Here is a 17,817-nt window from a genome sequence, read left to right as displayed (position 1 = left end):
GTCCGGCATTGGAAGTAACGTAAACGGGGGGCTTATGGCGCATTTTATAGATCGAAGGCTCAACGGGAAAAATAAAAGCACGGTGAACCGTCAGCGTTTTTTGCGACGTCACAAGCGACAGATCAAAGAGTCGATTGCAGACGCAGTAAACAAGCGCTCCATCACTGATGTGGATAGTGGCGAAAGCGTCACTATCCCTTCCCGTGACATTCGTGAACCCACATTCCGTCAAGGCAAAGGTGGACAGCGCGATGCTGTTCACCCTGGCAACGACCAGTTTATTCCCGGCGATCGCATTGAACGCCCACCCGGTGGTGGCGCGGGAGGTGGCGCTGGTGAAGGTCAAGCCAGCCCGGACGGCGAAGGTCAGGATGATTTTGTTTTCCAGATTTCGAAGGACGAGTATCTCGATCTCCTGTTTGAAGATCTCGAGCTGCCAAATCTGAAAAAGAACCAAATGACAAAACTGGTTGAGTACAAAACCCACCGCTCCGGCTTCAAAGCCACCGGTGTCCCAGCCAACATTGCCATTGTCCGGTCACTGCAAAACTCATTGGCACGACGCACCGCCATGTCGGCAGGAAAGCGGCGCAAACTGCGTGAACTCGAAGCTGAGCTTGAAGCACTGAAAACCTCAGAGCCCGCGCAGCCATTGGAAGAGAAAAGGCTACAGGAAGAGATTGATGAACTGAAAGCGAAAATCGCTGCTGTGCCTTTCATCGATACCTTTGACCTGAGGTTTAAAAACTACGAGCGGCGACCACAACCAAGCAGCCAGGCGGTCATGTTTTGTTTGATGGACGTATCCGGTTCGATGGACCAGGCGACCAAAGATATCGCCAAGCGCTTCTATATCCTGTTGTATCTGTTCCTTACCCGGACATACAAAAACGTGGAAGTGGTGTTTATCCGCCACCACACCCAGGCTAAAGAAGTGGATGAGCATGAGTTTTTCTACTCGCAGGAAACCGGCGGCACCATTGTTTCCAGTGCCTTGCGACTAATGAACGACATTGCGAAAGAGCGCTACCCGTCCACCGAGTGGAACATCTATGCGGCGCAGGCATCAGATGGAGATAACTGGGCAGACGATTCTCCAGGCTGTCGTGAACTGCTGGAAAAACAACTGCTGCCAGTGACGCGCTATTACGCGTATATCGAAATCACGCGAAGGGCCCATCAGACCCTGTGGCGCGAGTATGAAGCGTTGGATGAGCGGTATGAAAACTTCGCCATGCAGAATATCCGGTCTGCAGACGATATCTTCCCCGTCTTCCGGGAGTTGTTTAAGAAACAGGTAAGCTAGGGTCGGGTGACCCTCTTACTTACCTCTTTTTCCGATTCAGATTTCAAGGAGGACGCTTATGGCAGTCGCAGCCAAAAAGAAAAAGAAAACGCTGAGCGATGGTCCAGACTGGACGTTCGATCTGCTTGAAAAGTATCACACTGAAATCAAGCGTGTTGCTGAGCATTACAAGCTCGACACCTACGTGAACCAGATTGAAATCATCACCGCAGAGCAGATGATGGATGCCTATTCCAGTGTTGGTATGCCTATCAACTACAACCACTGGTCATTCGGTAAAAAGTTCATCGAAACTGAACGCGGTTACAAGCACGGGCACATGGGCCTTGCCTATGAGATCGTCATTAACTCAGACCCATGTATCGCCTACCTGATGGAAGAAAATACCATCACCATGCAGGCGCTGGTAATGGCGCATGCCTGTTACGGGCACAACTCCTTTTTCAAGGGCAATTACCTGTTCCAAACCTGGACAGACGCCAGCTCTATCATTGATTACCTGCTGTTTTCTAAAAAATATATCAGCGAATGTGAAGAAAAGTACGGCGTGGATGAGGTCGAGAAGTTGCTCGACTCCTGCCATGCCTTGATGAACTACGGCGTGGATCGCTATAAGCGTCCGCAGAAGATCTCCATGGCCGAAGAGAAAGCACGCCAGAAAGCACGGGAAGATTACCTGCAAACCCAGGTGAATGCCCTGTGGCGTACAATTCCCACCAGCGAGAAAATACGCGAAGCTACCATTGAACGTTTCCCGGATGAACCACAGGAGAACATCCTCTATTTCTTCGAGAAGCACGCCCCGTTACTGGAGCCCTGGCAGCGTGAAATTGTCCGTATTGTGCGTAAAGTCAGCCAGTACTTTTATCCGCAGAAACAGACACAGGTCATGAACGAAGGCTGGGCAACGTTCTGGCACTACACCATCCTGAATCATCTCTATGATGAAGGTCTGGTGTCAGACCGCTTTATCATGGAGTTCCTGCACAGCCACACCAATGTCGTGGCACAACCACCGTATAACAGCCGCTATTACAGTGGTATCAACCCTTATGCACTGGGTTTTGCTATGTTCCAGGACATTCGCCGGATTTGTGAAAATCCGACCGAAGAGGACAAATACTGGTTCCCCGACATCGCGGGTAAAGACTGGCTGGAAACCGTGCATTTCGCTATGCAAAACTTTAAGGATGAGAGTTTTATCAGCCAGTTCCTCTCCCCCAAAGTGATGCGGGATATGAAGTTCTTCGCTATCAATGATGATGACCGCCAGAACTTTATTGAGATCACCAGTATCCATAATGAGGAAGGTTACCAGCAATTGCGCGAGCGTCTTTCCGCTCAGTACAACCTCAGCAACCATGAACCCAATATTCAGGTTTACGATGTGGATTTACGGGGCAACCGTTCGCTGACACTGCGCTATGTCCCGCACAACCGTATTCCGTTGGGTGACTCCTACCAAGAGGTGTTGAAACATGTGCACCGCCTTTGGGGCTTTGAAGTGATATTGGAAGAAGAACTCCCAGACGGTAAAAGTAAGATCCTCTCAACTTGCCCGAAAAGGCCGCAGTTTGATCCAGACTTAATCCCTGGCACCTGACAGGATAAAAGCGACAAAAAAACCGCCATCAACGGCGGTTTTTTTATTCATAGCGGGATTGGCGTTTATGCCTCTTCCTGCTCCATCAGTTTGGCAATGGTTTCACGGTTAGCAAACCACAATGCACCACACTCACGGCCATATTGTTTGATTCGCTCAGCAACATCCTGATGACGGCCATTAATAGCGATATCCAGCAAGTCACGGTAAAACTGCAGTGCTAGTTGGCGTGCACGCTCATCCATAAAGTAGTAACCACCCACACGTGAGTAGATCTTGCGCATACCGTTCATGGTCAACACATACACTTTGTTACCGGAAAGCTGTGCCATACCCTGGAACAACATGTAGTCAAAGTGATTGAATGCACGACCGCGACATACTGCTTCGCACGTCTCGAGATCTGTCTTGCCGAACGTATCAAAGATCTTTTTCACATCCTGCTGGATGGCATCTTTTTCTTCTACAGATTCAGCGAAGCTGGCGTAGCTTTCGCTCGCCATCAGAGACTCACAACGGCTGATCACTTTCTCAATCAATGCTGCGCAAGCCTGCTGGTCGTTCTTTACTGCATAGCGCATGTAAACGCCGCTGATATCAGTGCGCGCCGCAAGCAGGTTTTCCAGAACGCCATGTACGTCTTCACCTTCCAGCGTTACCAGCGTATCGAGAATGTTGAGGCCTGAAGTATTCATGTAGTCATTGACACGAGTTGGCTTGCCATGCTGAATCGTTAACCAGCCATCACGCGCCAGGCGCTGTAGCACTTCACGAAGAGTGGTGCGTGTAACACCAATCAATTCCGACAATTCACGCTCTGCAGGAAGGATAGAGCCTTGAGGAAAATGGTTGTTCCAAATGCTCTCGATAATATATTTTTCAGCAAACGTTGCCGGGCTGTCCGCCTTAATAACCATGTAATGTTGTTTCCAAGTTGCTTCTTATCTTGATTAATAACTCATCATACCACTTATGATCACAACCAAGAAACCTATCACTGGTATCGTTTGCGTGCAATTGACAGTGAATTGACGGGGTCAGCTCACAGATAGCTAAATTTGCAACATGCGGGAGCGCTTTAACTGCGCCGTGGCCCGGGTCGCAACTACCATTTTGGAGGAATTTAAGGCCAAATTTGTTGTTCTGCCTCGAAACAAGGATAAGCATCTGATAAAACAACACTGTTCTGCAAAATCAGCGCGCTATACTTGATCATCATCACTGTATGACAGACTTCTCAAGAATAGAATGTTGTCGCCCAAATGTTACTGAATACTTCTTAACCAATGTCATTCATTGTGTTTTTTTCGTAACATCCTCCAGTAATTTAATTAACACGCTTTGGAATATTGACTGTTTGGAAAGTCGCTGTATTGTGTGCTCCGAGTTCAGCTATGCACTGGATTTCAGTGGTCGTTTTTGCCAGATACATTACGTTTAGCCTTTGATTCATAAAAACGGCTCAAATTTCTACATTTGGTAATATAGCCCGCAGCTTTGTAACGGAACATTTACATCTTCATTTCAAGCCTCAGAAACGACTTGCTTACTAAAAACAGAGAAAGAGACATGCCCACCACAACGCTAAGGAAAGCTTTTATCAAGAACTTTCTTGGTAAAGCACCTGACTGGTACAAACTAGCAATCATCGCTTTTCTAATTATCAACCCTATCCTTTTTGCTATTGACCCGTTCGTCGCTGGTTGGGTGTTGGTGGTGGAATTTATTTTCACCTTGGCCATGGCACTTAAGTGTTACCCGCTCCAGCCGGGGGGCTTGTTGGCGATAGAAGCCATCGCGATCGGTATGACCAGTCCTGCGACGGTTAAACATGAACTGGTGGCAAACTTTGAAGTACTGCTGCTGCTGATTTTCATGGTTGCCGGCATCTACTTCATGAAGCAGCTTCTGCTGTTCATCTTTACCAAGATACTGCTGGGCATCCAATCCAAAACCCTGCTCTCCCTTGCTTTCTGTGCGGCGGCGGCATTCCTTTCCGCGTTCCTTGATGCGCTGACAGTTATCGCCGTTGTTATCAGCGTTGCCGTTGGCTTCTACTCTATCTACCACCGCGTAGCTTCTGGTGGTGACCCTTCAGGCAGCCACGATCCAACATCTGATGACGGTGTTCGTGATGAACTGAGCCGTGACGACCTGGAAAACTACCGCGCATTCCTGCGCAGCCTGCTGATGCATGCGGGTGTCGGTACCGCACTGGGTGGCGTGATGACCATGGTCGGTGAACCACAGAACCTGATCATCGCAGAAAAAGCCGGCTGGCAGTTTGGCGAGTTTATCCTGCGTATGTTGCCGGTTACCCTGCCAGTGCTGATCTGTGGCCTGGCGACCTGTGCACTGGTAGAGAAATTCCACCTGTTTGACTACGGCACAAAGCTGCCTGAGAACGTACGCCAGATTTTGGTAGAGTTTGATAATGCAGAACGTGCGAAACGCACCAACTACGACGTGGCGAAACTGATCGTTCAGGCGCTGATCGCAGTTTGGCTGATCATTGGCCTTGCTATGCACCTTGCTGCGGTTGGTCTGATTGGTCTGAGCGTTATCATTCTGGCAACAGCATTTACCGGCGTTATCGACGAGCACCACATTGGTAAAGCGTTTGAGGAAGCCCTGCCGTTTACAGCCCTGCTGGCGGTATTCTTCTCTGTAGTTGCCGTAATCGTTGACCAACAACTGTTTACGCCTGTGATCAGTGCCGTACTGGAATTGGAAGGCAGTGCACAGCTAACCATGTTCTATATTGCGAACGGATTGCTTTCCATGGTGTCAGATAACGTGTTCGTCGGCACGGTGTACATTAATGAAGTTAAAGCCGCGCTGATGGACGGTATTATCGATGCCAAACAGTTTGAACTTCTGGCTGTTGCAATCAATACCGGTACCAACCTGCCTTCAGTGGCAACGCCTAACGGTCAGGCAGCATTCCTGTTCTTGCTGACCTCGACACTGGCACCGCTGCTGCGCTTGTCGTATGGCAAAATGGTTTACATGGCTCTGCCATACACCATCGTGATGGGTCTGGTTGGTCTGGCGGGTATTGAGCTGTTCCTGGTACCGATGACCGAGTGGTTCTATGACGCTGGCTGGTTGACCTCGTACTCTATGGACTCCATGGGTGCAGTTGGCGGCGGACACTAACGTCTTTTAAGTCATTATTATTTGAAATTTCAAAGTCCCACTCACGTGGGGCTTTGTCGTTTACAACGGATTCGTACACTATGTTCACGTTCTTCAATGAAATTTCCCGCGGCCGAACGGCTTGGTTCCTGTTGATGCTTTCTGCACTGGCGCTGGAAGCCTGTGCACTGTTTTTCCAGCACGTCATGGATCTTGCCCCCTGTGTCATGTGTATTTACGAGCGTGTGGCAATGATAGGTGTGGTCGGGGCTGGCCTGATTGGAATGATTGCGCCACAAAACGGCCTTATCCGCTGGGCAGGTTTTGCTGCCTGGGGTGTTGCAGCTGGTTGGGGCCTGAAACTATCCATCGAGCACGTGGGTTACCAGTTCCCTGATCCTAACGATCTGTTTGGCGCAACCTGTGACATCTTTGTTTCATTCCCTTCCTGGGCGCCACTGAACAAATGGGTGCCATGGATGTTTGAAGCCAGCGGTGATTGCAGCAAGATTGTATGGCAATTCCTGACCCTGAGCATGCCTCAGTGGCTGGTGATCATTTTCGCTGCCATGCTTGTCGTGCTGGCTATTGTGGTGCTATCTCAATTTTTCGGAAAGCGCCAGCGCAGCCTTTTCTAAAGGTCGCTAGCCAAAGATAAAAAATCCCAGCCAAGGCTGGGATTTTTATTAGCTCTGCAGCAGTTTCACCAAGGGTTTGTCAGCATCGCTGAAGGCATAGTCATCGAGCGAGTTTTTAGTGACCCACGCCATGGCCTGGTGGCAGTTCAGCTGGATATCTCCACTTACCTTTCGACAATAATAACTTCTGAGCAGAATCGACTTGGTCGGGTAGTGATGAAGCGTCTCCAGTGCGAATTCACCGATCTCCACATTAACGCCCAGCTCTTCACTAAGCTCTCTGATCAGCGCTTCTGGTTCGCTTTCTCCGGCTTCCACTTTGCCGCCGGGAAACTCCCACAATCCACCTTCATCATTGTGACGCTGGGTGATGAGGAATTTGTCTCCTTCGCTCAACACACCGGCAACCACACGGATTACGGAGTCAGTCATATTACTTGCCACAGCACTTCTTGAACTTTTTACCGCTTCTGCAAGGGCACGGGTCATTGCGACCTACGGATTTGTAGGGGTTAACCGCACGCGCACCCGAACCTTGCTGCACTTCATCCGCCGCCAAAGCCACTTCATTGATCATCAAAGGCAGTTGCTGATAGTACTTCTCCGGTGACGGCAGTGAAGAAAGCCCCGCTTCCTCCATCTGCGCCAGTGTGCCCTGCTCATCGTGTAAAAACAGCATGGTCGTCATCAGTGCAGACAACATACGGCGGCTGCCGTCAGACACAGTGACTTCGCGCCACGCTGGTTCAATGTGAGGCCAGACAGCCAGAAAACCTTCAGCGAAGGCTTTGTGATCATCGTTACGCTCGGCATCCAGAGACAGCGGCTCAGGCATAACGTAAGTATGCTTCATCAACGCGGCATATTGCTGCTCAAAACGCAGCATAATTGCTTGTTTCTGTTCGTTGCTAATTGGCTCTACGTTGTCTTCTTCCACACCGCCTGTGACAAGCAGCGGCAACCAGACATCCGGGTCCAGAGGGGCCGGAGACAAATTTGCAGCCAGCAAGGCACCTTCAATAAACGCGGCAGGCATGCCTTCCCAATCGCTGTGCAATTCAATTAAAGAGGTCATCTCGGCTCTCATTTTGTAAAAGGAAACGATCATATACAGAATCTGGACAGAGACAACCGTCCGCCAGTAATTTGGCGTCACAGAGGCTTGCCAGTCTTACTTAGCAATTACGTGATAAATCCAAGAAATCACATTAGATTGTGAAGAAATTCGTTGATCTCATGATAGGCTAGCGCGCATCTGAATACAGAGGAAGTATCGCTGTGTCTTCGTCTCGCAGTGTCATAATCGCCGGCGCAACCGGCCTGGTTGGTGATGAGCTTTTGCACCAACTGCTAGGAGACCCGGATGTCTCCCATATCCATGTGGTCACACGCAGACCCATCCAGATCGTTTCTGAGAAGATCATCGTTCACCAAAGTAGCGACCTGTCAGTAACCCACTGGCAACCACAATGGCCTGTGCCGCTTCAAGGCTATATTGCCCTTGGCACGACGCGCAAAGATGCAGGCTCACGTAAAGCGCTCGAAGCGGTGGACTATCATCTGGTTGTCAAAGTCGCGCGGATGATGGCTGTCGTCGGGGTTAAACACCTTGCTGTGGTATCCAGCATGCTCAGTCACCCCTGGTCGCCATCCCACTACCTGCGCTGCAAAGGAAAGATGGAACAGGCACTCGGCGAAATGGGTTTCGAACGCTTGTTGGTTGCACGTCCCGGCCCCCTGCTGGGCGATCGCAGTCAGCCAAGAAGTGATGAACAGCGGCTGCAACGTATCATGCCCATGCTTTCCCCTTTCCTTAGCGGACCACTGGCAGATTTTGAACCGGTGGAAGCGGTGCGCGTCGCCCGGGCGATGGTTGCAACATTGTCCGAATCCCAGTGGCCTGGGCGGGTCGATTATCGCGTGTTACCGGGTCGGGCACTCAATCGTTTTTAAGTACCTGATGGTGAATATCGCGAAATTAAGCGGGATTGAGGCAATAAAAAAAGCGCGTTCAACACGCGCTTTCACAGACAGCTTTCTTTTCCAGCGCGTTCAGCGCATCGACAATCACAGCAAGTACCTTGAACTTATCATTGTGTTGGCGCAATTCCATAAACACAGGATGCGCTTCCGGGTACTGGTCTTTGAGATAGCGGAACCACTGTTTCACACGGTTGGCGTAATACAGCCCTTTGTCACCACGAATTTCAAATTCAGAGTAGCGGACAAGTAGGATCAACACTTCATGCCATGTCATTGGCGCCTGACCGGTTTTGATGTGTGCACCAAGGTTCGGGATATTGAGCGCGCCGCGACAGACCATCAATGTGTCGCAGTTCGTCACTTCCTGGCAGCGGATAGCATCTTCCTGTCCCCAGATATCACCGTTGGCAGTGACAGGAATGGAGAGTCGGTTGGCGATATCGCCAATCAAATCCCAACGTACGGTTCCCGGCTTGTAGGCATCTGCCTTGCTCCGGCCGTGCACCACAATTTCATTTGCACCTGCTGATTGCACCGCATCGACAATTTCACGGTAAGGTGACACATCGTCAAAGCCCAGACGAACTTTTGCACTGACAATGGCATTGTCAGGTACCGCGTCACGGACTGACTTCACCACTTGATAGATGAGTTCCGGGTTCTTCAGCAGCGCCGCACCACCATTGCTGCCATTCACCATTTTAGAGGGGCAGCCAAAGTTGATGTCGACACCGGCAGAGCCAAGCTCAATCACCTGCGCGGCGTTTTCCGCCATGTATTGCGGGGATTGTCCAAGCAACTGAACGCGCACCGGCGTTCCCGATGCCGTTTTACCACCGGCCAGAAGCTCCGGACACATTCTGTGGTAAACACGAGGAGGAAGCAGGCTATCGACAATGCGTACAAATTCGGTCACACAGAGATCGTAACTGTTGATTTCGGTGAGCATCTGGCGCATCAGCGCATCCAGTACGCCCTCCATAGGACCAAGAACCAGCTTCATGTTATCAGCCCCGGCGGTTCGGATGGTTCAGGATGTGGTCTTCCCAGTCGATAACATCGATCTCGTAAACCACTTTCTCACGCACAGATTCATCCGCTGCGTGCATGGCCTCTTTCGAACCTGTGATCAACGGATGCCACGCTGGCAACGGTTTACCTTCTGCAAGCAGTCGGTAAGAGCAGGTATCGGGCAGCCAGTAGAACTCGTCAATCTTGTCGCGGGTCAGCTTCAGGCACTCTTCGTCATAGCTGAAGCGGTTCGCGTAGTCTTTGCACGAGCAGGTTTTGTCATCCAGCAGGCTGCAGGCGATATTGGTGTAGTACAACTCCTCGGTGTCTTCGTCGATCAGTTTGTGAAGACAGCACTTACCGCAACCGTCGCACAGCGATTCCCACTCTGCGTCAGTCATTTCAGTCAGTGATTTTTGTTCCCAGAAAGGCGTTGTCATACTACCCGTACCTGCTGTTGTTACCGTTAAAGGCGCCCGTTATACCACCCGATGCAGAAACTGCAAGGGTTATCCCAAATTGGCTCCCTTGAACACACATTATCAGTCACTTAGCGCCAGGTTATGCCGAGGTTTTGCGTTTACTGCTACCGAGTGATACTGTGCGCGCCCACGATTGGATTATAACGCGATAAACCTGAGGTAATGAGATGAACGAACCGACCATGAGCTGTCGTTTAGGCTGCGGTGCATGTTGTATTGCCCCTAGCATCTCTTCACCTATTCCGGGCATGCCAAATGGCAAACCGGCCGGGGTTCGCTGTATTCAGTTGAATGATGAGAATCTTTGTAAGATTTTCGGCCAGCCTGGACGTCCTGCCGTATGCAGTCAGTTTAAGGCTGACCGGGATATTTGCGGCAGCACCAACCAGTACGCCATCGACGTACTGACAGAGCTTGAAGCGCTGACCTAGTCCTGGCGCTCAGCCACTTCTTCTGCCGTCAGCTCTCTAAGGATACGCGCCGGATTACCCGCCACAATCACGTTGTCCGGCACATCTTTGGTAACCACACTGCCCGCGCCGACAATGCTGTTTTTGCCCACGGTCACCCCAGGCAGCACAATCACACTGCCACCCAGCCAGACATTATCGCCAATGGTGATAGGCAGACCGTACTCCACCAAATCGAAGACACGGCGCTGGACATCCAAAGGATGGGTCGCTGTCAGCAATTGCACGTTATTGGCCATCATCACACGGTTGCCAATCGTCACCGGCGCGACATCCAAAATGGTGCAGTTGAAGTTCATAAAGACATTTTCGCCGATAGTCACGTGCAGACCGTAGTCGCAGTAAAAAGGCGGCTCAACATACAAAGAATCGTGCGCATTTGGCAGCAAATCCCGCAGCGCCGTTTTCCACTCTTCTGTTTCTGGCAGGCTTTGGTTAAAGCGTCGGGCGGCTTCACGGCTTCGTTTTTTATCCGCCACCAGCTCACTGTCGCTGGCGCGGTATAGCTCTCCACTTAGCATTTTTTGTTTTTCGGTTTTCATTTTCTTTCCCTACTACCGACACTGTCGAAAAGAATGGTTTTCCGGCGCGGTTATTCACGCCGAAAAAGAGCCCTACCTTACTTCACAGATGAGCCTACATGTTGAGACTTCGGTTAATGTTCCTGATTTTAGTGGCGCTGATTTCCGGCTGCGCCTCTGCCCCAAAATCCAATCTATTCCCGGATGATGAAGCACAATGCGTCAGCGAATTATCTGAGTATTACCGATCTGTTGAGGCAAGCCGCGGGTATGCCCTTCCCTATCATTTTGATGGCCGATTCCCGTATCTCGCTTTTGACCGCTTCAGCACCTCAATGACAGACACCCTGTCCGGTGCTGCAGCCAAAAAACAATGGCTGGACTATGTCAGCAGACTGGGAAAGGAACAGCTGGAAATCGCCCTGAAACTTACACCCAAACCAGCCGGGGCAGTCAATCTCACCCAATGCCAGCAAGCACTCACCGCAAAGAGCCTTAACAACGCTGCTTTCTGGCAGATAGTTCAAGAGCAGCCACCAAGGGTGCCAACGGCTTACCAACACTGGAAACGTGTGGTCGGGGTGTATCCAGTCGCAAGCCTTGTCGCCGAGGGAAGAATTGAAGCCGAGCAAGTGCGGATAAAGGAGAGTTTCCGCCGGGTGCTGGAGTCACCGGTAAGCTACGGTGAGCCCGCATCGAGGTTGGTTCAGGCAGAAATCGCAGGAATGCTGTCGGCGGCGCGGCAACAATCCCCGACCGGCTGGCCACTTATTAATGAGGACGATGAGGTTCGTCTACTGAACCACTACTCGCCGATATTCAAAGTGGAAACGCTCACGCGGGACGATTTACCCGGCGCGCTTGAACTTGGCCGCGGCGACAAGCCGTATATCAACACCTTTAAGCCCGCGCTTTACAAACACCTGAGTTACACGCGCTTTGACGGAAACGTCCTGCCACAGCTTAACTATGTGCTCTGGTTTCCCGGCCGTCCCGCGGCCAGCGTTTTCGACCCTTACGCCGGCAGGTTTGATGCAGTGAACGTACGTATAACGCTGGATGAAAGCGGACAACCGCTGATTTTGGATTCTATCCATCAGTGCGGCTGCTACCACATGGTGTATTTACTTAGCGATACGATTGGATTTCGCCACCTTGATGGCGAAAAGCCAATAGAACAAACCCTGCTTTTGCCGCAGCCCTCCCCGCGATTAACCGTCAGCCTGACCAGTGGAGAGCATATGATCCAGGGAGTCAGTGTGACGGGTAACACCTCGCCAGACGTGGCTTTGGCCGGATTGCCGCTTAAATCAACTCTGGCATTGCCAACAGTTGGACAGACTTTTCAAAGCCCGTATGACAGGGAAGGTATTTTGCCCGAGAGTGTTCGCGGGGAGCGTTGGTTTCTCTGGCCGTTTGGCGTGCGTTCACCGGGCGCAATGCGACAGCACGGCAAACATGCTATCGCGTTTGTCGGGGAGCGCCATTTCGATGATGCCCACCTTTTCGATTTTCTGTTGATACGCCGGTAACCCTTGCACACAGGCAGGTAAACAGGCACAAAAAAGCGAGCATTACCTGCTCGCTTTTTATCGAGTGACTCTGACTTAGTGTACGTGACCGTGAGCAATCTCTTCTTCGGTCGCATCGCGGACTTCGCGGATCACACCTTCAAAGTTCAGCACAACGCCCGCCAGCGGGTGGTTGCCATCGATAGTCACTTCGTCGCCTTCAATCGCGATGATCGTCACCTGGATGTTACCTTCAGGGCCCTGTGCATTGAACACCATGCCGACATCAATCTGGTCAACGCCCTGGAATACACCACGTTCTACTACCTGGATCAGTGCATCGTTGCGCTGGCCATAAGCGTCATCCGGCTGGATAACCACTTCAAACGCTTCGCCTTCTGCGCGGCCTGCCAGTGCACTTTCCAAACCCGGAATGATGTTGCCCGCGCCGTGCAAATAAGCCAGTGGCTCTTTGCCTTCCGAGGAGTCAATCAGTTGTCCTTCCTGATCTTTCACTGTGTAGTCAATTCTGACGACCTTGTTCTCTTCAATCATCTTGCCATCCTTTATCGGCAGCGAATTTATGTATCTATCGGGTTGGGAACGCCAAAAACAGATACCGGCTCATCCACAAGGGAGATACTTTGACTTTAACACAGTGAGTATAACGAACCGTGAAACGGCCCGATTACAACGGTTTTGATTGCCAAAAACGTGAACTCGGGCCGATGGTTAAACAATGACTGCAGATCAGCGCCAGAAGGATTTCACCGGATAGTCCGGGCCAAAGCGGTGGGCAACTTGCGCCTGCAGAAGTTCTGCCGTTGCTATGGCATCCGTTAGGGCATTATGGCCTTGATAAAATGGAAGATTATAACGACGACGGCTATCAGCAAGGCGTATTGAAGTCAGCGGTTTTCGCAACACCCGTGACCAAAATTTCTGGCTGGGTTTACGGTAAAACCAGGATTCAATTTCCAGCGTGTCGATGACCGGAAACAAGAGCCCCTCCCCCAGACGGTTTTTGATTGCCGCGTCGATAAAATCGCGTTCAATGCGGCGGTAATGCACCACCACAATCTTGCCTTCCAGAGAGGCCAGCACCTCTTCAAGGACGCGCTTCAAATCCGGCGCGTCACTCACATCAGAGTGGGTGATGCCATGGAAAACCACAGATTCATCATCCAGCGGCTTTCTCGGTTTTACAATCCAGTGTTTAGCTTCGCGGCAGTAAATACGGGAAAGGGTAAATGGCACCAGTCCGATACTGACGATTTCGTTTTTCGCCGGATCCAACCCTGTGGTCTCCAAATCCAGCGCCACAAACTGCACCTCAGACAGTGGCGTTTCCGCCGCCACGATGCCCGCGTCATAAAAGCGTTTGAGCAAGGGAACTTTGGCTTTTTGCTTCAAGCGCTTGTGCAAGGTCATCCAGTCCGGCCCCGCCTGCATATGGGGCATGCCCTTATTGGGCCTCAGAATTAACATGGCTTTCCTCAGTTGCTGCGGTTTGGCTGGTAGCGGTACTTAAGGAACTTCTGGGCGTTGCTCAGCAACTGGAAAGCATCTTTCAGGTTGCGTCGCTCAAAGTCAGACAGTTTTTCCGGTTCGATGTTGTTATCCGGCTCAATGTTCTCCGCCACGTCAAATGCCTGGTGGCGGATACGCACCATGGAAATAAACTCCATCGCATCGCGGATATCCTCACCCCGCCCTTTCGGCAAAATACCGGCTTCGATGATGTCATCGAGACGCTCAAAGGAGTTCTGGGAACGCGAGCCCACTGCCAGCGCGTGGACGCGGATAAGGTCGGCCAACGGCGCCGTGCCGCGGCGTTTCAGGTTAATGGAGTTGCGGTGACGGCCATCCTGCTCCATCACGAAATTCTTGAAGAAGCCCAGTGGTGGCGTACGGTTGAGGGCGTTTCTTGCCATGCAGGCAAGGAAACGGTTGTTCCGCTTGGCACGGCGGGAAATAAAGGCTTTCAGCGTTTCCGCCCAGTTAGTGGCACCGTAAACACCGTCCAAATCAAAGAAGATATTGCTGTTGAGCAAAGATTTCGGGTTGGGGTGATCAATCCAATCCGCAAAGGTCTCTTCCCATTCGGTGCGTGTTTTACGCCACTCCGGATTGGTCGCCATGATGTTACCGGTACAGTAGCTGTAACCACAACGCGCCAGACCATCGCTGACAAACTTGGCCAGATTGGCAAAATACTCGTCGTGTTCTTTCGGGTCGAACCTGTCATCGAGGATCATGGCGTTATCCTGATCCGTTACGATCAACTGCTCATCGCGCGCCATGGATCCCAATGCCAGAAAACAGTATGGGACAGGTGGCGAGCCAAACTCCTCTTCGCCCAACTCCAACAAACGCTGTTTGAAACTGCGACCAATCACCGCCATGGCGGAACCTATCATGTGCGAATTGGCATCTTCCGACACCATGCGGGAGAAACAGGCGGGAACGTCTTTTGACAACATTTCCAGATCATCCACCGACTGCTGGCGGAAAATACTGCTGACAATCACCAGACTGCTCTGAGACTCGTAACGCACGATGTCAGAAAGTGCCACCACCCCAACCGGCTTCTGGTTTCGCAGGATCGGCAGGTGATGGAGGTTATTGCGCAGCATGGTCAGCATGGCCTCGAACACATAAGCATTGTGGTCAAGCGTGATCAGTTGCGGGGTCAGGATTTCTGCAATTGGCGTATCGTATGCCAGCCCCTCCGCCACCACGCGGGAGCGCAGGTCGCGGTCGGTCACGATACCGGCAAGACGCGCCTGGTCGACACCATCTTCATCAAGCTCTGTAGTCATCACCAGCAGGGAAGATACCCCTTCTTCGGTCATTTTCACCGCAGCTTGCTGCACCGAATCCTCAGCCTCTACCCAGACAGGATCGCGCAGAATGATAGAGGTAACCTTGGAGGTGGTCAGGTCGTTGCTGTCGCGGTGGTTTTCTACCGCCTGGCGTAAACGGCTGGCATCACCGACCTCCATAAAATCAGAGAAACAATCGAAGCGGTCAATCAAATCATCAAACACAGTGTCCGGCACAAAATAGACCAGACTGTCCTCAATCGCTCTCACCGGATAGCGCACCCGGCGGTTCATCATTAATCCCCACTGACCGAAAGAGCCCCCTTCAGACAGCCGGTTAAACAACTCGCCGTTGCGACGATACACCTCAACCACACCGCTTCGCACAATACAGAAATCATGAATGGGCTGGCCATGTTCAAAGATTTGGGTATCGGCACGGAAATAGGAAATCTCTACCTGTGTAGCAACACGGTCGACTTCCTCTTCCGGCAATTCATTAAACGGTACGTATTGTTTGAGAAACGCTGCGATTTCGATTTGTTCCGCTTCCATTACTTCTCAATCTCAATGAGCCAGATAGCTCGACTCCAGTCAGACGAAACAGGGCAGACACCATGTCTGCCCTGCGACAACATATTGCCCTTGTCTTAGCCGCGAGGTTCTGACATCAGCCCTTTCACAACCGACACACAGGCAATCAATAACACGATGGTGAACGGGAAGCCGGTGGAGACAGCCATTGCCTGCAAGGCGACAAGACCACCACCCAGCAGCAGCACGATGGCTACCAGACCTTCGAACGTACACCAGAAAATGCGTTGTGGAACAGGTGCATCCACTTTACCACCGGCAGAAATGGTATCGATAACCAGCGAACCGGAATCTGACGAGGTCACGAAGAAAACCACCACCAGAATAATCCCGATAAACGAGGTGATCTGCGACAGCGGCAGCGCTTCCAGCATGGTAAACAACTGAACCGGCAAATCCGCTTCTGTTACCGCTGTGTAGCCATCGTTAACCAACTGGTCGATTGCAGTGCCGCCAAAAGCGGTCATCCACAGCACACAAGCCAGCGACGGGATAAGCAGTACACAGATGATAAATTCACGCACAGTACGGCCGCGGGATACGCGGGCGATAAACATCCCGACGAATGGCGACCAGGAGATCCACCATGCCCAGTAGAATGCTGTCCAGCCTTGCGAGAAGTTAGCATCTTCGCGGCCAAACGGATTAGCGAGCGCAGGCAGGTATTCAACGTAAGAAACCAGATTGTCAAAAAAGCCGGTAAGGATGGCGATGGTTGGCCCCATCATGATCACAAACAGCAGCAGCAACATCGCCAGTACCATGTTGATCTCTGAAAGGCGTTTTACCCCGGCATCCAGACCTGCGACTACCGACGTCAATGCAAGCGCAGTAATCAAGGTAACCAAAACGATTTCCGTGGTTGTGCCAAGCGGCACACCAAACAGGAAGTTCAGACCGGCTGCCGCCTGCGAAGCACCAAAGCCAAGCGATGTCGCCAGACCAAACAGCGTAGCAACCACGGCAAGGATATCAATGATGTGGCCTGTCCAACCCCAGATGCGTTCACCGAACAGCGGATAGAACACAGAGCGCATGGTCAGTGGCAAACCTTTGTTGAACGAGAACAGTGCCAGACCCAGCGCCAGGATTGCGTAAATCGCCCACGGATGGAGACCCCAGTGATAGATGGTCGCGGCCATCGCAAGGCTCTTCGCCCCCTCGACGTCACCGGCAGCGGCACCCAGCGGTGCCCAGTCGGTCCGCACGCCATTTTCCACCGAAGTACCACCAAACGAGGACGCATAATGGGAAAGCGGCTCTGCCACACCATAAAACATCAGGCCAATACCCATACCCGCGGCAAACAGCATGGAAAACCAGCCGCCGTAGGTGTAATCAGGTTTGGCTTCTGTGCCGCCCAGGCGTACTTTGCCAAGAGGGCTAACTACCAGCACTAGGCAAACAACCACGAAGATGTCGCCGGCAGAGAGGAAAAACCAGTCGAGGTTCGATGTCAGCCAGCCACGGATTTCACCGAAGACCGGAGCAACATCTTTTTGAAACGCCAAGGTGATGAAGACGAATAACGCAATGGCTAAACCGGAAATCAAGAATACCCGGTTGTGAATATCCAGCCCCAATGGGCCTATTTTCAGCGCAATATTATCCTGTCCGACTTGGTAGTCGGTATTGATTGGGTTGACGTCGCCATCCGGCTTCATCAACTCTTCATGACTTTTATCGCTCACAGTAAAACTCCTTAGTCCGTTTCGCGAGTGACGCAGTCAATGTC

General features: G+C 51.6%; 17 protein-coding genes. 7 read left to right on the top strand and 10 right to left on the bottom strand.

What is annotated here, in order from left to right:
- Positions 1-34: 34 nt before the first annotated feature.
- Together KU854_RS06425 and KU854_RS06420 are read left to right on the top strand one after the other, a co-directional pair.
- Positions 35-1,306 carry a YeaH/YhbH family protein gene (locus tag KU854_RS06425; protein ID WP_218357618.1) on the top strand — a complete coding sequence of 424 codons (1,272 nt, stop codon included), beginning with the start codon at positions 35-37 and terminating at the stop codon, positions 1,304-1,306.
- A gap of 58 nt (positions 1,307-1,364) precedes the next feature.
- Entirely contained in the window at positions 1,365-2,909 is a 1,545-nt protein-coding gene (locus KU854_RS06420; protein WP_218357617.1) for a SpoVR family protein, read from the top strand.
- A gap of 65 nt (positions 2,910-2,974) precedes the next feature.
- On the opposite strand, the gene fadR is transcribed toward KU854_RS06420, so the two are convergent.
- Positions 2,975-3,826, bottom strand: coding sequence for a fatty acid metabolism transcriptional regulator FadR (fadR, locus tag KU854_RS06415; protein WP_218357616.1), 852 nt, complete (start codon positions 3,824-3,826; stop codon positions 2,975-2,977).
- A 652-nt stretch (positions 3,827-4,478) separates the two neighbouring features.
- On the opposite strand from fadR, the gene nhaB reads away from it, so the two are divergent.
- Positions 4,479-6,068 carry a Na(+)/H(+) antiporter NhaB gene (gene nhaB / locus KU854_RS06410; protein ID WP_218357615.1) on the top strand — a complete coding sequence of 530 codons (1,590 nt, stop codon included), beginning with the start codon at positions 4,479-4,481 and terminating at the stop codon, positions 6,066-6,068.
- 80 nt (positions 6,069-6,148) lie between these two features.
- Positions 6,149-6,685 carry a disulfide bond formation protein DsbB gene (gene dsbB / locus KU854_RS06405; protein ID WP_218357614.1) on the top strand — a complete coding sequence of 179 codons (537 nt, stop codon included), beginning with the start codon at positions 6,149-6,151 and terminating at the stop codon, positions 6,683-6,685.
- Between the two features lie 48 nt (positions 6,686-6,733).
- On the opposite strand, the gene KU854_RS06400 is transcribed toward dsbB, so the two are convergent.
- Together KU854_RS06400 and KU854_RS06395 are read right to left on the bottom strand one after the other, a co-directional pair.
- On the bottom strand, positions 6,734-7,117 hold the full coding sequence (locus KU854_RS06400; RefSeq protein ID WP_218357613.1) for a (deoxy)nucleoside triphosphate pyrophosphohydrolase: 384 nt from the start codon (positions 7,115-7,117) through the stop codon (positions 6,734-6,736).
- 1 nt (position 7,118) lies between these two features.
- Entirely contained in the window at positions 7,119-7,760 is a 642-nt protein-coding gene (locus tag KU854_RS06395) for a YecA family protein (protein ID WP_218357612.1), read from the bottom strand.
- Between the two features lie 203 nt (positions 7,761-7,963).
- Between KU854_RS06395 and KU854_RS06390 the strand changes: the two genes are divergently transcribed.
- The gene (locus tag KU854_RS06390; protein ID WP_218357611.1) at positions 7,964-8,638 is read left to right on the top strand and encodes a Rossmann-fold NAD(P)-binding domain-containing protein; all 675 of its coding nucleotides are present in this window, start codon (positions 7,964-7,966) and stop codon (positions 8,636-8,638) included.
- A 58-nt stretch (positions 8,639-8,696) separates the two neighbouring features.
- Here KU854_RS06390 and dusC read toward each other — a convergent pair whose 3' ends face one another.
- Together dusC and KU854_RS06380 are read right to left on the bottom strand one after the other, a co-directional pair.
- Positions 8,697-9,671 (bottom strand): tRNA dihydrouridine(16) synthase DusC, encoded by a 975-nt coding sequence (gene dusC, locus KU854_RS06385; RefSeq protein WP_218357610.1) that lies wholly within the window; start codon positions 9,669-9,671, stop codon positions 8,697-8,699.
- A 4-nt stretch (positions 9,672-9,675) separates the two neighbouring features.
- Entirely contained in the window at positions 9,676-10,119 is a 444-nt protein-coding gene (locus KU854_RS06380; RefSeq protein ID WP_054778538.1) for a YcgN family cysteine cluster protein, read from the bottom strand.
- A 224-nt stretch (positions 10,120-10,343) separates the two neighbouring features.
- Here KU854_RS06380 and KU854_RS06375 point away from each other — a divergent pair, with 224 nt between their 5' ends.
- The gene (locus KU854_RS06375; RefSeq protein WP_218357812.1) at positions 10,344-10,592 is read left to right on the top strand and encodes a YkgJ family cysteine cluster protein; all 249 of its coding nucleotides are present in this window, start codon (positions 10,344-10,346) and stop codon (positions 10,590-10,592) included.
- Here KU854_RS06375 and KU854_RS06370 read toward each other — a convergent pair.
- A complete protein-coding gene (locus tag KU854_RS06370) occupies positions 10,589-11,173 on the bottom strand; it encodes a sugar O-acetyltransferase (protein WP_218357609.1) in 585 nt (194 codons plus the stop codon). The two genes, KU854_RS06375 and KU854_RS06370, sit on opposite strands and share 4 nt — an antisense overlap.
- Before the next feature lie 98 nt (positions 11,174-11,271).
- On the opposite strand from KU854_RS06370, the gene KU854_RS06365 reads away from it, so the two are divergent.
- The gene (locus KU854_RS06365) at positions 11,272-12,684 is read left to right on the top strand and encodes a hypothetical protein (RefSeq protein ID WP_218357608.1); all 1,413 of its coding nucleotides are present in this window, start codon (positions 11,272-11,274) and stop codon (positions 12,682-12,684) included.
- A 75-nt stretch (positions 12,685-12,759) separates the two neighbouring features.
- Here KU854_RS06365 and KU854_RS06360 read toward each other — a convergent pair whose 3' ends face one another.
- The 4 genes from KU854_RS06360 to KU854_RS06345 form a co-directional block, all read right to left on the bottom strand.
- Positions 12,760-13,218, bottom strand: a complete 459-nt coding sequence (locus KU854_RS06360; RefSeq protein ID WP_054778535.1) for an FKBP-type peptidyl-prolyl cis-trans isomerase — start codon at positions 13,216-13,218, stop codon at positions 12,760-12,762.
- Positions 13,219-13,413: 195 nt separating this feature from the next.
- Entirely contained in the window at positions 13,414-14,151 is a 738-nt protein-coding gene (locus KU854_RS06355; protein WP_218357607.1) for a 3'-5' exonuclease, read from the bottom strand.
- 8 nt (positions 14,152-14,159) lie between these two features.
- The gene (locus KU854_RS06350; protein WP_218357606.1) at positions 14,160-16,043 is read right to left on the bottom strand and encodes a DUF294 nucleotidyltransferase-like domain-containing protein; all 1,884 of its coding nucleotides are present in this window, start codon (positions 16,041-16,043) and stop codon (positions 14,160-14,162) included.
- A 95-nt stretch (positions 16,044-16,138) separates the two neighbouring features.
- A complete protein-coding gene (locus KU854_RS06345; protein WP_218357605.1) occupies positions 16,139-17,773 on the bottom strand; it encodes a BCCT family transporter in 1,635 nt (544 codons plus the stop codon).
- Positions 17,774-17,817: the final 44 nt, after the last annotated feature.

This window comes from Enterovibrio paralichthyis (genome assembly GCF_019209835.1).
Taxonomy (GTDB): Bacteria; Pseudomonadota; Gammaproteobacteria; order Enterobacterales; family Vibrionaceae; genus Enterovibrio; species Enterovibrio paralichthyis.
This window is presented reverse-complemented; position numbering and strand designations above follow the sequence as displayed.

Excerpts from the sequence above, each read along its gene's own strand:
- KU854_RS06425 (WP_218357618.1), top strand. The coding sequence starts at position 35 with ATGGCGCATTTTATAGATCGAAGGCTCAACGGGAAAAATAAAAGCACG.
- KU854_RS06420 (WP_218357617.1), top strand. The coding sequence starts at position 1,365 with ATGGCAGTCGCAGCCAAAAAGAAAAAGAAAACGCTGAGCGATGGTCCA.
- fadR (WP_218357616.1), bottom strand. The coding sequence starts at position 3,826 with ATGGTTATTAAGGCGGACAGCCCGGCAACGTTTGCTGAAAAATATATT.
- nhaB (WP_218357615.1), top strand. The coding sequence starts at position 4,479 with ATGCCCACCACAACGCTAAGGAAAGCTTTTATCAAGAACTTTCTTGGT.
- dsbB (WP_218357614.1), top strand. The coding sequence starts at position 6,149 with ATGTTCACGTTCTTCAATGAAATTTCCCGCGGCCGAACGGCTTGGTTC.
- KU854_RS06400 (WP_218357613.1), bottom strand. The coding sequence starts at position 7,117 with ATGACTGACTCCGTAATCCGTGTGGTTGCCGGTGTGTTGAGCGAAGGA.
- KU854_RS06395 (WP_218357612.1), bottom strand. The coding sequence starts at position 7,760 with ATGACCTCTTTAATTGAATTGCACAGCGATTGGGAAGGCATGCCTGCC.
- dusC (WP_218357610.1), bottom strand. The coding sequence starts at position 9,671 with ATGAAGCTGGTTCTTGGTCCTATGGAGGGCGTACTGGATGCGCTGATG.
- KU854_RS06380 (WP_054778538.1), bottom strand. The coding sequence starts at position 10,119 with ATGACAACGCCTTTCTGGGAACAAAAATCACTGACTGAAATGACTGAC.
- KU854_RS06375 (WP_218357812.1), top strand. The coding sequence starts at position 10,344 with ATGAGCTGTCGTTTAGGCTGCGGTGCATGTTGTATTGCCCCTAGCATC.
- KU854_RS06370 (WP_218357609.1), bottom strand. The coding sequence starts at position 11,173 with ATGAAAACCGAAAAACAAAAAATGCTAAGTGGAGAGCTATACCGCGCC.
- KU854_RS06365 (WP_218357608.1), top strand. The coding sequence starts at position 11,272 with ATGTTGAGACTTCGGTTAATGTTCCTGATTTTAGTGGCGCTGATTTCC.
- KU854_RS06360 (WP_054778535.1), bottom strand. The coding sequence starts at position 13,218 with ATGATTGAAGAGAACAAGGTCGTCAGAATTGACTACACAGTGAAAGAT.
- KU854_RS06355 (WP_218357607.1), bottom strand. The coding sequence starts at position 14,151 with ATGTTAATTCTGAGGCCCAATAAGGGCATGCCCCATATGCAGGCGGGG.
- KU854_RS06350 (WP_218357606.1), bottom strand. The coding sequence starts at position 16,043 with ATGGAAGCGGAACAAATCGAAATCGCAGCGTTTCTCAAACAATACGTA.